Origin of the sequence: Pseudomonas sp. Q11, from assembly GCF_024494355.1 — a bacterium.
In the GTDB taxonomy this organism is placed as follows: Bacteria; Pseudomonadota; Gammaproteobacteria; order Pseudomonadales; family Pseudomonadaceae; genus Aquipseudomonas; species Aquipseudomonas hefeiensis.
In genome coordinates this window covers 74,281-88,919 of sequence record NZ_JAKNQY010000026.1, presented here as the reverse complement: position 1 = coordinate 88,919, position 14,639 = coordinate 74,281, and the positions used below count along the sequence as shown (strand labels likewise).

Genomic DNA, 14,639 nt, shown 5'->3' with positions numbered 1-14,639 from the left:
TGGCCCAGCGCGGCTAACCCGGCATCCATGCCGGGTTGCCCACTACGCAATACCTTCGTTCAGCCAGCGTGGTTAACGGGGCGCCCCAGATCAAAAACTGAACCGAGGCGGCCTAATAGCCGACCTGGTTCTCCCGGGTGTACACCCATCATATCTGTGGGAGCAAAGCTTGTTCGCGAGGCGGCCTTACAGCCGGCCTGGTTCTTCCGGTCGTACACCCATCATATCTGTGGGAGCAAAGCTTGCTCGCGAGGCGGCCTGACAGCCGGCCTGATTCTCCCGGTCGTACTCCGATCCAATTGTGGGAGCGAGCCTGCTCGCGATGACGGCTGCCGATACAACTTAGTTGTAACCGGACTACCGCTATCGCGGGCAAGCTCGCTCCTACAATGATTGCTCTGGCTTCTCTTAGGTCTCGGCTTGCATCATGAGTGCTTACCTCGGCTCAACCACATCCAGCGCCCGATTCGCCAGCAATTGGCTCAGCTCGATCATCTGCTGGACCCCCAGCGCGATATGCCGTCGCGAGCCCTCCAGGTCGAATGCCAGATCACTGACCATGGCGTTGGCCGAGGCGAGGGTTTCGATGAGGTTGGCGAGCAGGCATTCGGCGTCGATGTTCGGAGCGATGACGTAAAGGGTGTCGAGTGTGTCGCAGGTTTCTTTGTCGGCTTTTGGTTTGAGGTAATAGTCCAGGGCGCGAGTGGCCGCGTCGTCGAGTTTTTTGGCGTTGGCCGATTGGCTGCGGGAGGTGTGATCGTCTAGGGGATTCGGTGTGTTCTTCGGCATTCTATGGATCCTTGAAGTTGAGCCACCACTCACTCGCGACTAAACGAGGGGGGCAGCTGTACGCAGGTTAGTCGACCGGGGATCCAAGGAACCGGCGCGCCCGAGGGCGCCCTGCGCACAGCTACCATCAAGTGCAGGAATGGGGATACCTGACTGAATGGAGCAATGAGCACCTTGGAATACCGAGCGACTAAACCCGATCACTGATGGGCAGTGACGGGATCAAAACTACCGATGGGATCCAAAGTGGACAATCCGGCGGATTCTGGCGCAGTTGTAGGCAGAGGCGCAAGGCGACGTAGCCCGGTGTCGCAAATTTGAAGGACGCAGATCGGGCGGTTTCCCAAGAGGTTGTAGGGAGTTTTTCCAAGCACCGACAATAGCTGACACCAGCCCAGCGCGTTAGGGCCGTCTGCATCGGTGTTGAATGTGCCGTCGTCATCGCGAGCAGGCTCGCTCCCACCTTTTTTTCCGAGTCGTTCACGGACTTCGCATACACCCAAATCCCCTGTGGGAGCGGACTTGCTCGCGAAAGCGGTGGATCAGCTTGCATTGATGTTGAATGTACCGCGGTCTTCGCGAGCAGGCTCGCTCCCACCTTTTTTTCGAGTCGTTCACGGACTTCGCATACACCCAAATCCCCTGTGGGAGCGAGCCTGCTCGCGAAAGCGGTGGATCAGCTTGCATTGATGTTGAATGTACCGCGGTCTTCGCGAGCAAGCCCGCTCCCACAGTTTTCCGAGTCGCCCACAGAGTTCGCATACACCCCAAATCCCCTGTGGGAGCGAGCCTGCTCGCGATAGCGGTGGGTCAGCTTGCATTGATGCTGGATGGAAGCCATTCATCATCGATATGCACACTTATGCAAAACAGCATTTGTCTTCTGCAAAAAGAACACGCATCATGCGCGTTATGCAAAAACGCAACGTTTCTACCGTATTAAGGGCTCTGCTCGATCAGCACGGGATCTCCCCCACGGAGCTTCACCGTCGTACTGGCGTGCCTCAGTCAACCCTGTCGCGGATTCTCAGCGGCAAGATCGTCGATCCTTCGGATAAACACATTTCCCGGATCGCCGAATACTTTGCCGTGAGTACCGATCAATTGCGCGGGCGCGCGGACATTGCGTCTGCCGGCCATCCGCGCCGCGACGAGCCGCATTCCGAACTCAAGGACATAAGCCTGTGGGATGACGACACCCCCGTCGAAGAAGACGAGGTGTCGGTCCCTTTTCTGCGTGAGGTTGAATTGGCTGCTGGATCAGGAAGATTCGTCATCGAAGAGAGCGAGCGCTCAAGCCTGCGCTTTGGCAAGCGCAGCCTGCGTCATAACGGCGTGCAGTTCGACCAGGCAAAATGCGTGACCGTTCGCGGCAACAGCATGCTGCCGGTACTGCGCGATGGCGCCACGGTCGGGGTGAACGCCGGCAAATGCGGGATTGGCGACATCGTCGACGGCGACCTCTATGCCATCAACCACAACGGCCAATTGCGGGTGAAGCAGCTTTATCGTCTGCCCACCGGCATCCGCCTGCGCAGCTTCAACCGCGACGAGCATCCGGATGAGGACTACACCTTTCAGGAAATGCAGGACGAGCAAATCGTCATCCTCGGCCACGTCTTCTGGTGGGGCATGTACGCCCGCTAAGCCCTCCCTGTCAGATAAAACCCGCCATCGTGCGGGTTTTTTTACGCCTGTGAAAATCCCCTGACCCCTGTGTTTGCTGGGTGTCTATGCATTCATGCATCCATTGAGCATAAATAAATGCATTTACGCATTGACTGTATATGCATCCATGCATATTCTGTATCCAAGCCGCTCGACAAAGCGGCTGGCAACAAAGCTCTTTAGTTCCACCAACAGGCAGCGATGAACCGGCCTTAACGGTTCAGAGGGTTGGCAACTGACCCGGGTGTGCAGCGTAAAGCACCAGAAGCAGTTATCCGGCGGGCAGGGACCGCGGTCGGAAAAACAACTTGAATGGATCCGTACCGCGCCAGTAGCGCCGAAAGATCAACTTCCTTCAGGCCATCGGCCAGGGAAGGCGAAGGACCGCATTACTGAAAAGCCCGGTTCACCCCGGGCTTTTTGGAATGCCTACCTCAAGAGACACCGTTTGAACCCAACACACCTTTCTCATCAATCACCCCCAGGAGGCGTGACATGACAAACGAGCAACAAGCGTTGCTGGACATGCCGATCTGGCTGGTCATCGTGCTCGCCCTGGTGGGCGGGGTGTCCGGCGAGATGTGGCGTGCCGACAAAGAGGGCGCCCGTGGCTGGCCGTTACTGCGCCGTGTGGTTCTGCGCTCCGGTGCCTGCGTGGTCTGCGGGGTCTCGGCAACCATGTTGTTGTATGCCCTCGGCATGTCGATCTGGAGTGCTTGCGCCCTGGGTTGCCTGACCGCCATGGCCGGGGCCGATGTGGCCATCGGTCTTTACGAGCGCTGGGTCGCCAAGCGGATTGGCGTTTGCGAAGTGCCACCGCGAGACCTTCCGCCCGACCAGCATTAAATCGACATCGCTGATCTGCGCGTTGCCCTACAAAAGGAGGCCATCAATGCCCGCCATCATCGAAAAACCGTCGCAGTTGTTCTCTGCTGTTGCCCAGACGCTGCGCGCTACTTATCCCACCTTGAAAGTCGCCAGCCCCCAGGATTTTGATGGCACCGACGACCAACCCTGGGTGCTGATTGCCATTGAGCGTGATGCGTCAGGCAACCGCGCCAATGACGGACGTATCGCCCATGTCCTGACGGTTTCCCTGCAAGTGGTCATGGCCGTTGCGGGATGGGAGGCGTGCGATCTCGCCGGTGAGCTGAAGCATCTGGTGGTGGATAACCGCTGGGGACTGTCGGGCGATCAATGTGATCTGCCCACGGAGATCGATGGCATCGCATCCACGTTCACCCACGAAGCTCGGGCATACACCGCCTGGACCCTTTCATTTACCCAAACTATCTACCTCGGCCCGACGCTATTGGAATACCCGTTGGGCATCCCGAAATTTGCCCGGACCTGGGAAGTCTCGAACATCGACGATCCGGCTCAATACACCGCACTCGAGGACTGACCCATGTTTGATGCGCTGTTACGGATGCATCTGGGGCCGCTCATCGAGCGTCTGGCCGAGATGGAAACCGAGCTGGAGGACCTGCATCGGCGCGCCGACAGTTTCTGTCGCATCGGCGTTTGTCAGGAAGTCGATGCGGCCAGCAACACCTGCAAGGTCAGCCATGGCGAGTTGTTGACCCCGGCGATCCGTTTTTTCAATCCCAGTGCTGGCGAACAGAGCGAGTCGCGGATTCCTTCCGTGGGCGAGCAGTGCCTGTTGCTGAACCATGGCGGCGGCGAGGGCGGTGGGCAGTCAGTGGCGCTGTTCGGCCTCAACGGTGGTCAGTTCCCACCCGTCTCCACACAGGCATCACTGACCCGACGCCTGTATCAGGACGGCACGGAAAACGGCTACGACCACGCCAGCCATGTCCTGCACTGGCAAAACGGCCCGACGGCATTCACCGGTTCCCGTGAGTCCCTCGACTTAAGCATTGGCCCGGCGAGGCTGGCGATGACGCCGCAGGCCATCGAATTGCAACTGGGCGCCGTCGGCATTCGGCTCGATGCGTCCGGTGTGCACCTGAGCGGCCCGGTGGTGGATCACCAGGGGCGCGTCATCAGTACCGCATAAGAGATTTCCTCATGATTGGAATCGATCGAAATACCGGCGCTATGGTCGACGACTGGCTGCAGTTCGTGCAGCGCGCCACTCGGGCGTTGACCACGCCGTTGGGCACTCGGCAAAAGCGCCCTCTGTATGGCTGCGCACTCACGCAATTGCTGGGGCAGAACCTCGGCGATGACTTGCTGATTCTCGCCCAGAGCCACGCGGCCCAAGCGTTCTACAACCCGGACAACGGCATCGGCGACTTCGAGCCGCAGGTCATTGTTGCCAGCCGACAGGGTGCCGGCTTGTTGTTGCGCTTCGCCGGCACCTGGAAAAACCGCAAACAGACTTTCGAGGTGGTGGCATGAGCATGTTGATACCCGGCCAGAACCAGTTGGCCGAACCGGCAATCGTCACTGTCGAAGCGTTCGAGGATCTGCTCGCAGAGTTCAAGACCTTCGTGGTCGAGTACGTCGGCGCCCGCTCTCCCGAGAGTGCCGCCAAGCTTGTGGACAGCCTGGAAAACGAAAGCGAATTGCTGACACTGGCCCTGGAGGCGTTCTGCATCCGGTTGCAAACCCACGAGCGCAAATATAACGCCCGCATCAAGCAGATGCTGGCGTGGTGGGCCACGGGGACCAACCTCGATGCCCGCCTCGCGGACATGGGCCTTGAACGCCAATTGCTCGATCCTGGCGATCCGGCGGCCTTCCCGCCCATTCCTCCGGTCTACGAGAGCGATGACGATGCCCGGTTACGCTACTACCTGGCGCCGCATGCACCAGCGGCGGGCTCGCGTATGCAGTATCGGCGGGAGATATTCACACTGGGTGAGCGGCCGGTGGTGGAGGTGGAAAACGCCACGACGGGTGTGGTGACGGTCACTTACACCTTCAACCCGGATGGCTATGCGGCGCGGGTCAAGGACGGCAACGGACGCCGCACCGCGCCGGGCGAAGTCACGGTCACGGTGCTGTCCCGTGAAGGCGATGGCACGCCGTCCGAGACACTCCTTGAGGGTGTTCGTCAGCACTTCGCTCGTCCTGATGTACGACCGGAGACGGATCTGGTCATCGTCCAGGCCGCACAAATCAAACCCTACAAAATCCGCGTCGTGGCGAAGATCAATGCCGGCCCGGATTCGGGCTTGACCAAGGTTGCTGCACAACAGCAGTTGCAGGCATACGCCGAGGCCAGTCATCACCTGGAAGGCCGGGTGGATCCGAGCTGGATCGACTACACGCTGCACAGCGCGGGCGCGGTTCAGTTGCAGATTCTCGAACCGCTCGAGCCGATTGTGACGACGGCTTTTCAAGCCCCATACTGCACGGGCGTCGAGGTCGAGGTGGAAACGTTATGAGTGACGACCCGCTTCGCCTGAGCCTGCTGCCGGCCAACAGTTCGCCGCTGGAAAGGGCACTTGATCACGGTTTCGCCCGGTTGTTGGAACGCATCGATCCGCCGTTTCCCGAGTTGATGAACCCGGTGGCAACGCCCTTGGCGTTTCTGCCGTATCTGGCGGCGGATCGCGGGGTCAGTGAGTGGAGTTCTGCGGCGCCGGAGGCTGAAAAGCGCTTGACGGTTGAACTCGCCTGGCCCACTGCGTGGCAAGCCGGGACACGAAAGGCGCTGGAAAACGCCGCCAAGGGTTTGCAACTGATGCCTGAGGTGCGCGCCTGGCATGAGCAAACGCCACCCGGCTCGCCCTACAGCTTTTCCGTCAGGGCGTTTACCGAACAGCCCTACAGCGAAGCCATCGATGCTCGTCTTGACCGCCGTCTGGCCGATGCCAAAAGCGAGCGTGACACCTTGACGGTCTCTGTCGGCTTGAGCGCGTTCGGCCGTCACGTCATCGGCGCCGCCACGGTGTGCGGCGAACTCACCACGGTTTATCCGATCGTCATCGAAGGGCTTGAGGCCTCGGGCCAGGCCTTCATGGCCGCCGCGCTCTACACCGTCGAAACCTCCACTATTTATCCACAGGGGTCCTAAATGGCCGACTATTACACCTTGCTCACCGATACGGGGATCGCCTATGAAACCGCCTGTAAGGCGGCAGGCACACCGATCAAGCTGTCGCAGATTTCCGTCGGTGACGGCGGCGGCGAAGTTTACAACCCGGCCGCAACCGCCACGGCGCTCAAACGCGAAGTGTGGCGCGGGCCGCTCAATGCGCTGTTCCAAGATGAGAAAAACCCGAGCTGGTTGTTGGCGGAAGTCACCATCCCGCCCGACGTGGGCGGCTGGTATGTGCGGGAGGCCGGGATCTGGACCGATACCGGGATTCTGTATGCCATCGTCAAATATCCGGAGTCGTTCAAACCGGTGTTGGCGACGTCGGGTTCGGGGAAAGAGTTTTATATCCGGTCGATTTTCGAGACCAGTAATGCCGAGCTGGTGACGCTGCTGATTGATGACACGGTGGTCAAGGCGACGAGGGCTTGGGTGGCCGGTTATGTGGCCGACGAACTCGCCAAGCTCGACAGGAAGCAGTCTGTACGGGTGGCGACGACGGCCAACATTGTTTTGAGTGGTGCGCAGTCGATTGACGGTGTTGCCGTGGTTGCTGGGGATCGGGTGCTTGTTAAATCCCAAACGCTGGCGAAAGACAATGGTATCTACGTTGCCGCGAACGGCGCTTGGGTTCGGGCAAAGGATGCTGATGCGAATGCCGAGGTTACTTCGGGATTGAGCGTTCCGGTCGAAGAGGGGGCGACGCTTGCTAATACGATTTGGCAGTTGGTTACGGATGGCGGGATTGTTCTGGGCACCACGGCATTGAGTTTTCAGAATGTGACGCAGGGGTTTGCGCCACTTAATTCCCCGGCCTTGTTGGGCACACCAACGGCCCCGACAGTAGCGGGGACTGACAACAGCACCCAGATTGCTACCTCAGCGGCGGTTCGGGCCATCATGGCTCAGTTTGGTTTAGGTTCTACTGCATTCAACGATGCCGGGAACCTCGACAACCTCTCGCTGACCGGCGTGTACATGGTTACCACCAGTACTACCGGTACCAAGCCGGTTTATCCAGAGCCGCAAGGCACGGGGGCAATCCCGAACGGTACTGTGCTTCACATGGAGCGCGGCAATAGCAACATGGCTACGCAATTTTGGGATTCATTGGTGAACTCCATTCTGCCGATCACCTCCATGCGCACGCGTACTGTTAACGGTGTCTGGACTCCGTGGACGCAGATATGGAGTAGCGGCAACACGCCAAAACAGACTAACCCGCTCGATTTAACTCCGGGCGCCATGCTCGGCACAGGGTCGTTTGGGGTTGGCCGGGCAATCGTCGGTACAGCACAGGATTTGAATGACTACACAGTGCCGGGTGATTACCTGACAGCCGCGGCTGGCCAGCTCAATCTGCCACCTGGTTGGAGTCTTACCCGACGCTACGGTCTTAAGGTTTCTGGCCTTTCCAATGTCGGCGAGCGTCTGACGCAAACGCTGATCTCGGGAATGTCGGGGGATGAGGTTGGCATGGCGATCCGTGCACGTCGTGAGGATGGGCAGTGGAAAGACTGGGAGGAAATCACAACTAGTCGACACGGCCCTTTCAAGGCGACTCAGACATACAAGGCCGCAGGGGTGTTTACCTGGGCGGTGCCAGCCGGGGTTAAGAAAGTCTGGGTTACGGTAATTGGTGGTGGGGGTGGCGGCGGTCGTGCAAGAGTCTCCGGGGCTGGATCAGGTGGCGGTGGTGGCGGTGGTTGGGCGCAAAAGTTAGTTGATCTCTCGAGCGTAACCAGCGTTACGGTGACTGTAGGCGCTGGTGGCGATGGCGCTACCGTGGAGGGGAGCATCGGTGAAACCGGCGCAACATCGTCGTTTGGAACCTATCTATCCGCAACCGGTGGGATTGGTGGCATCGGCAATGCGGCGGCGGGTTTGGCGAATGGACCTGGTAATGGCGGGGTCGGTGCTGGTGGGGATTTCAACACGTCACTTGGAGTCGGGCATGTCAGCTATGGGACTGTGGGCGGCTCAGGTGGCGGCCCCGGCGGTCGATGCACGCAAGGACCCTATCCAGGTAACGGGGGTATGGGGCCTGGCGGCGGTGGGTCAGGGGCGTACTTCGGCTACAACGGCGGCCCCGGTGCCGCCGGCAACGTAATTATTCAGTGGTGATCAGCATGTGGGCAAGAATCGAAAACGGGACGGTAGTCGAAACTACCGACGTTGATCCAACAGAACGCTTCCATCCGGATCTGTTGTGGCGGGCTTGTCCCGAGGATGTTCGGCCGGACTGGACGTTAATGGACGGCGAGTTTTCTCCTCCACCGGCAATTTCCACTTCCGAGCAGGTCGATACCGAGCGGGTATGGCGTAACTATGAATTGCAAGGCACTGAATGGCTTGCAACACGACACCGCGATGAACAGGACATTGGGCACGAGACCACGCTTACGGCCGCTCAATATTCTGAATTACTCGTCTACCGGCAGGCACTTCGGGATTGGCCGCAAACAGTTACTTTTCCAAGCTCTGAGTTGCGGCCGATTGCACCCCCCTGGATCGCGGAGCAATCCCAATAAACGCCTCGTACCAACGGGGCGTTTTCTTTCCGCAACACATCACGAAAACCTAACAACAGCCCCGCACACACGGGGCTTTTTCGTATCTGGAGAACCCAAATGGCACTACGCCAAACCTACACCGTGCTCCTCCCATTCCCCACCGGCGGCGGCCACTGGTCGAGCGTCGGCCAGGAACTCGACCTGCTCGACGTCGAGGCCAACGCCTGGCACAGCGCCGGTCGTCTGCAACTGAAAAAAACCGGAGCCGGCGAGTCGGCTTCCACATCCACCCCGGCCAAAAAGGCCGCCCCAAAAAAGGCTGAATAACCATGGCTGAGGTTTTGAACTTCGAGCACAACGGCATCACCGTCAATGCCACTGAATCTCCCGAGGCCATGGGTGGCCTGGGTGACAACGTTATCGGGCTGGTCGGCACCGCGCCGAATGCCAACGTGCTAATTCCGAAAAACACCCCGTTCCGCATCAACAGCTTCACCACTCAGGCTCAGTTGGACCCGACCGGTGCTGAGGCGGGGACGCTGTTTCACGCGGTTTACCAGATCCTCAAAGTGGTCAAGGTGCCGGTCTACGTGGTCATCGTCGAAGAGGGTGCCACACCGGCCGACACGCAGAACAACGTGATTGGCGGCATCGAGGCCGAGACCGGACGCAAACTCGGTCTGGCGGCGCTCAGTGGGGTTGCTGAAGACCTGACCATCATCGGCGCGCCAGGTTTCACCGGCACCAAGGCTGTGGCCAGTGAGTTCGCCTCGTTTGGCAAGCGCATCAAGGCGCGTGTGGTGCTCGACGGCAAGGACGCGGCGGTCGCTGATCAAGTGACCTACAGTCAGGAACTGGGCGGCGCGGACCTCGGTTTCGACCGTTGCCTGGTGGTGCATAACATGCCGGCGGTGTACTCCAAGGTTGCGAAGAAAAACGTCTTCCTGGCGCCGTCGAGCCTGGCCATCGCCGCGCTGGCCAAGGTCAAGCAATGGGAGAGCCCGGGCAATCAGGTGACCTATGCCGAAGACGTCTCGCGCACCGTGGAATACAACATCCTCGACACCTCCACCGAGGGCGATCTGCTCAACCGCTACGGCGTTTGCTACTACGCCCGGACCATTCTCGGCGGCTTCTCGCTGCTGGGTAACCGCTCCGTCACCGGCAAGTTCATCAGCTACGTCGGCCTGGAAGATGCCATCAGCCGCAAGCTGGTGAAAGCCGGCCAGAAGGCCATGGCCAAGAACCTGACCAAGTCGTTCATGGACCAGGAGGTCAAGCGCATCAACGACTGGCTGCAAACCCTGGTCGCCGACGAAACCATCCCCGGCGGTAGCGTGTACCTGCATCCGGAATTGAACAGTGTCGAGAAGTACAAGAACGGCACCTGGTACGTGGTCATCGACTACGGCCGCTACGCGCCGAACGAACACATGATTTATCAACTCAATGCCCGCGATGAAATCATCGAGCAGTTCCTGGAGGACGTTCTCTAATGTTTACCAACCGCGTAAGACAGGCCATCGCGGCCACCCTGCAAGGCCTGCCGTTGTCGGCGACGGTGGAAGAGTTCACGCCGCCAAAGATCGAGTTCGACATGGAGGCGATGGTCGGTGGACGCTTCATTGCCGAAGAAATGGCCAAGAGCGGCAAGGTGCTGAACGCTACGCTCGTACTGCAAGGGGCCGGTCCGGAAATCATGCTCGCCCTGGGTGTGCAACTGGGCGATGACATTCTGCTGAATGTGCGTGAAGCCGGTCAGGATCAGGATGGCAACACCTGGTTCACCTACCACACCGTCGGCGGCAAGCTCAAATCCCTGGAAGAGGCCAAGCTGAAGATGGGCGATAAACCCACCACGACACTTGAGCTGGCCTGCCGCACCTACAACCGTCTCGAAAACGGTGTCCCGGTGATCGACATCGATGTGCGCACCCAGAAGTTCGTGCTCAACGGCGTCGACATCCTCGGCGATGCCCGTCGTGCGGTGTTGTTGCCCTAAGCAAATGCCTGGCAACTGAACGCAATCCGGTGGGAGCGAGCCTGCTCGCGATAGCGGTGTGTCAGACACCTTGATGCTGGGTGTACCTCCGTCATCGCGAGCAGGCTCGCTCCCACAGGTTGCGTCCTCCACTGACCGGCACCGGGCAACTTCCCATGATTGACCAAGGAATTCATTTCATGTCCTGGACACCTCCTGTTCACGCCTTGTTGTCGCCGATCTCCGGCGACGATGGGGCGCAAATCGAGCAGCTTCAGCTCAAGCCGCTGTTCTACGCCGCACAGAAAGACGCCCTGGCCCGTGCCGGCGACGATGAGGACGACCAGTTTTTCGAGCTGGCCAAATTGGCCACCGGCCTGTCAGTCAAGGAGCTGGATCAGCTCAAGCGCCCGGACTACGTGAGCATTGCCCAGTACGTACACGAAATGTCGACTCGTCCGGCGTCGTACTTCTTGGGACAGGTCGCTGATGCTGAAACAGAGTCGGACGACCCCGACCAGGTACAACTGCTCCAACCGCTCAACGTCGCTGGCCGCGGTCTGACCTCGCTGACCCTGGAAATGCCCGTGCTGCGAGCGACCAAGGCGATGAAAAAACTGAAGACGGCCAAGGAACGCGCCGAGTTCATCACCGCCCATTGCACCGGCCTGATGATTCCCGATCTGGACTTGCTGACCGTGCCCGACTGGACACAGCTTCAGGTACGCATCGACGATTTTTTAAACAAACCGGCGGACTTCTTTCGGAGCGCGACATCGAAGTGATCCTCGATGTGGTGCCGCTCATTTACCCGGTAAGTGAAGCGGAAATTCTGGAGTGGGACGTCGGCAAGGCATTACGTCGTTACGACATCGCGATGACTCGCCTTGGCGTGAAACAGGAGTAGAGCGGGATGGCGGACGATAGATATTCGCTCAAATACGCAGCCTTCAATGAGAGTGGACTGGCGTTCGGTAATACCAGTCTCACGAGTGGTGTGTCAGCACAAGGCACGGGCACGTCCGCCAGGGATCAGCTGTCTGGCCTCGATCTGGCGCTGGAAAAACTTGGGCTCAAGCTTGGTCTGCTGACGACAGCCATCGAATCATTGACCTTGAAGTTTTCGGCGCAACGGGCGATGGGAGCCGCTGCCAAGGCTGAGTTGGCCAATGAGCCAAAGGGTAAATCAGGTGGCGGTATCGAACCGCCGGAGCTGCTGAAGCCGGCGATCGTGATGGATTCGGCCATGGCCGATCTGAAGCAGGCGGGCCAATTTTCCCCTCGTCAAATCGCAGAAATGGCGGAGCCCACCCAGCGCATCGCCAGCGCACCGCTGGTGGCGGCCGGCGGGACCAAAGCGGTTGATCTGGTGAGGATCGAAAGCCTGGCTGCCAGGGCAGGGATCGGTCGCGACCTGCCCAACGCCTCGGACCGACAGTTCGAACTCCTGCGGTTCGCCAGTGATGCTGGCGTCGCCGCATCGGCGTTCAAAATGTCGGCCATGGATGTCGCCGAGATGATGGTCGGCTGGCGCACCTCCATGAAGCTCAACGGTGCCCAGGCCTTTGACCTAGCTGATGCGATAAATCATCTGGGCAAAATGCCTGGTGGTGCAAAAGCGCCTGACATCGGTGCCGTCTTGCAGGGGGATGGTGGTGCCGCAACGGCGGTCGGCCTGACGCCCTCCCATGCAGCGGCGCTGACGGCGGCTTTGTTGAAGACCGGTACGCAAACGTCCGACGGCGGCGCTGCGCTCAATAGCATCACCACCGCTATGGGCAAGGGCGATCAAGCCTCTGCAACCGAGCGCACGGCCTGGGAGCAGTTGAAGCTCGACCCCGTGGAGGTGGCGGGTCTTTTACGCCAGGAAGATAAGGCGCCGGGCGCGATCATGTCGGTGCTGGCGGCGTTGAACACACAACCTGCCGAGACGCGCTCGGCGCTGGCCACCACGTTGTTTAGCAGCGGTGACAAGGCGGCGTTGGGCATGTCGAGCAATCTTGCTGAGGTCAGCCAAGCCTTCTGGCAGGTACTCGATAAACGCCAGTACGCCACCTCGGCGTTGGGCGACAAGGGGTCGGTGAAGCAGGACGCGCTTGCGCAATCGGAAACCCGGCAGGGTCAGTGGAATATCGTGAATGCGCGCAACGACCGTCTGTCCATGGCCACCGGCAATGCGCTGGCCCCCACGACGGACAGCATGCTGGCTTCCCTCGGTTCCCTGGCGGATGGCCTGAGTGAACTGGCTGAAACCTTTCCTAAAACCACCGCGGCGATCGTAGTGGCTGCCGTGGCGCTCAAACCTCTGGTGGGCGGGCTGTTTAAAGCCGTCATGGAGGAGATGTCCAGTCAGGTGGCCAAGCGGGTGCTGGGTAGGGCCGCCCCGCACCTTCCCGGTCGATTGGGTGAGGTGATCTCCGAAGATTTCAGAAAACCTCGTGCGAACAAGCTGGATACAAGCAATGCCAGCCAGCGTCCCGAATCCACGAGAAGGCCGAAAATACGTGTGAGTGCACGAGGCTCGCGGGGGACCGCAGGGCGTTACTCACTCGGACCAACGGCCTCATTGCGCTCGATGACGCGCAAGGCGCCCGGCCCCTTAAAAGTAGTGGGCGCCGTCGCTGATGTGGCCGAGGGTGTGCTTACCGGTGACAAACGGATGATGGGCGCAGGCCTGGGAGCCGCAGGTGGCGGCTGGGCAGGCGCTGCCGCAGGGTCCGCGGCCGGTGCCGCTTTGGGCAGTGTTGTTCCGGTGGTCGGCACTGCCATTGGTGGCCTGATCGGCGGGCTGCTGGGCGGTTGGTTGGGGAGCGATGCCGGGGCGTCCCTGGGTGAAAAACTCGTCGCCCCCACCGACAGACTCGCCGCTCCAGACCAGGTCAGCAAAGACCTGACCAGCACTCCGACAGCCACACAACAAAACACCATGACCGCAAACATCTACATCAACGGCCAGGACCAGGCCAGTGCCAGTCAGTTGGCCAACCTGGTTGTGCAACAGCTCTCGGGCCAGTTCGGCCTGACCACCCTGCCCAACTCGCTCGCCATGCGCAGTGACGCGGCCCTGACTGACGGAGGTACGTGATGCGTCAGCAAATGGCACTGGGCAGTTTCATTTTCGGTCTGTCCAGAAACTTCGCTTACCACTCCCTGGCGCGCACCTCGGACGGTGGTTGGAAAAGCATCGACATCCTCACCAGCAAACCCAAATCCAGTCAGGTCGGTCAAGGGCTGCAAGCGCTGACGATCACCGGCAAGTCGATGTACGCCACCGCCATGGATCGACTCGATGAGCTGCGTGCATTACAGGCCCGGCGCGCTCCGGTGCCGTTGGTTGACGGCATCGGCCGCAACTGGGGGCTGTGGCAGATCAACAAGGTGTCGGAAACCCAGACCGAGGTCATTGATGACGGCACCGCGATGGTGGTCGGCTGGGTGATTGAATTGACGGAGTTCGCCAATGCGTAGGGTTCGAAGTATCGCCGGTGATTCGGTCAATCTGTTGCTGTATCGCGAGCTTGAGCGTTGTGACGATGCCGCCGAAGAGGCGCTCTGGCGACTCAATCCGAAGCTGGCCGAGTGGGGGCCGGTGTTGCCGGCGGGTGTATGGATTGTCCTGCCGGAAGTGGATCTACAACCCGTCGCACCCACACCGGTCTCGGCCTGGGATTAAGGAGGC

The 14,639-nt window shown here is 60.0% G+C and carries 17 protein-coding genes; 16 read left to right on the top strand and 1 reads right to left on the bottom strand.

Annotated elements, in window-relative coordinates; translation table 11 throughout:
• Window positions 1-435: 435 nt before the first annotated feature.
• Window positions 436-789 (bottom strand): DUF6124 family protein, encoded by a 354-nt coding sequence (locus MA884_RS22850; protein WP_256232633.1) that lies wholly within the window; start codon window positions 787-789, stop codon window positions 436-438.
• A gap of 912 nt (window positions 790-1,701) precedes the next feature.
• Between MA884_RS22850 and MA884_RS22845 the strand changes: the two genes are divergently transcribed.
• From MA884_RS22845 to MA884_RS22770, 16 genes are all read left to right on the top strand, one after another.
• A complete protein-coding gene (locus tag MA884_RS22845) occupies window positions 1,702-2,436 on the top strand; it encodes an XRE family transcriptional regulator (protein WP_256232635.1) in 735 nt (244 codons plus the stop codon).
• 516 nt (window positions 2,437-2,952) lie between these two features.
• Window positions 2,953-3,303: a phage holin family protein gene (locus MA884_RS22840; RefSeq protein ID WP_256232632.1), complete on the top strand. Its 351-nt coding sequence runs from the start codon at window positions 2,953-2,955 to the stop codon at window positions 3,301-3,303.
• 46 nt (window positions 3,304-3,349) lie between these two features.
• Window positions 3,350-3,862 carry a hypothetical protein gene (locus MA884_RS22835; RefSeq protein WP_256232631.1) on the top strand — a complete coding sequence of 171 codons (513 nt, stop codon included), beginning with the start codon at window positions 3,350-3,352 and terminating at the stop codon, window positions 3,860-3,862.
• 3 nt (window positions 3,863-3,865) lie between these two features.
• Complete coding sequence (locus tag MA884_RS22830) at window positions 3,866-4,477, top strand: phage baseplate assembly protein V (RefSeq protein ID WP_256232630.1); 612 nt, start codon at window positions 3,866-3,868, stop codon at window positions 4,475-4,477.
• Between the two features lie 11 nt (window positions 4,478-4,488).
• Entirely contained in the window at window positions 4,489-4,821 is a 333-nt protein-coding gene (locus MA884_RS22825; protein ID WP_256232629.1) for a phage baseplate protein, read from the top strand.
• Entirely contained in the window at window positions 4,818-5,813 is a 996-nt protein-coding gene (locus tag MA884_RS22820) for a baseplate J/gp47 family protein (protein ID WP_256232628.1), read from the top strand. The genes MA884_RS22825 and MA884_RS22820 overlap by 4 nt, the downstream gene beginning before the upstream one ends.
• The gene (locus tag MA884_RS22815; RefSeq protein ID WP_256232627.1) at window positions 5,810-6,445 is read left to right on the top strand and encodes a phage tail protein I; all 636 of its coding nucleotides are present in this window, start codon (window positions 5,810-5,812) and stop codon (window positions 6,443-6,445) included. Before MA884_RS22820 ends, MA884_RS22815 begins: the two co-directional genes overlap by 4 nt.
• Window positions 6,446-8,590, top strand: a complete 2,145-nt coding sequence (locus MA884_RS22810; RefSeq protein ID WP_256232626.1) for a phage tail protein — start codon at window positions 6,446-6,448, stop codon at window positions 8,588-8,590.
• A 5-nt stretch (window positions 8,591-8,595) separates the two neighbouring features.
• Window positions 8,596-8,997, top strand: a complete 402-nt coding sequence (locus MA884_RS22805; RefSeq protein WP_256232625.1) for a phage tail assembly chaperone — start codon at window positions 8,596-8,598, stop codon at window positions 8,995-8,997.
• Between the two features lie 99 nt (window positions 8,998-9,096).
• Window positions 9,097-9,306, top strand: a complete 210-nt coding sequence (locus MA884_RS22800; RefSeq protein WP_256232624.1) for a hypothetical protein — start codon at window positions 9,097-9,099, stop codon at window positions 9,304-9,306.
• A gap of 2 nt (window positions 9,307-9,308) precedes the next feature.
• Window positions 9,309-10,475 (top strand): phage tail protein, encoded by a 1,167-nt coding sequence (locus MA884_RS22795; protein ID WP_256232623.1) that lies wholly within the window; start codon window positions 9,309-9,311, stop codon window positions 10,473-10,475.
• The gene (locus MA884_RS22790) at window positions 10,475-10,981 is read left to right on the top strand and encodes a phage major tail tube protein (protein ID WP_076386151.1); all 507 of its coding nucleotides are present in this window, start codon (window positions 10,475-10,477) and stop codon (window positions 10,979-10,981) included. Before MA884_RS22795 ends, MA884_RS22790 begins: the two co-directional genes overlap by 1 nt.
• Window positions 10,982-11,160: 179 nt before the next feature.
• Window positions 11,161-11,745 (top strand): phage tail assembly protein, encoded by a 585-nt coding sequence (locus MA884_RS22785; RefSeq protein ID WP_256232622.1) that lies wholly within the window; start codon window positions 11,161-11,163, stop codon window positions 11,743-11,745.
• Window positions 11,746-11,873: 128 nt separating this feature from the next.
• The gene (locus tag MA884_RS22780; protein WP_256232621.1) at window positions 11,874-14,045 is read left to right on the top strand and encodes a phage tail tape measure protein; all 2,172 of its coding nucleotides are present in this window, start codon (window positions 11,874-11,876) and stop codon (window positions 14,043-14,045) included.
• Window positions 14,045-14,428: a phage tail protein gene (locus MA884_RS22775; protein WP_256232620.1), complete on the top strand. Its 384-nt coding sequence runs from the start codon at window positions 14,045-14,047 to the stop codon at window positions 14,426-14,428. Before MA884_RS22780 ends, MA884_RS22775 begins: the two co-directional genes overlap by 1 nt.
• Complete coding sequence (locus MA884_RS22770) at window positions 14,421-14,633, top strand: tail protein X (RefSeq protein WP_047230001.1); 213 nt, start codon at window positions 14,421-14,423, stop codon at window positions 14,631-14,633. The genes MA884_RS22775 and MA884_RS22770 overlap by 8 nt, the downstream gene beginning before the upstream one ends.
• The last annotated feature ends 6 nt before the right edge of the window (window positions 14,634-14,639 follow it).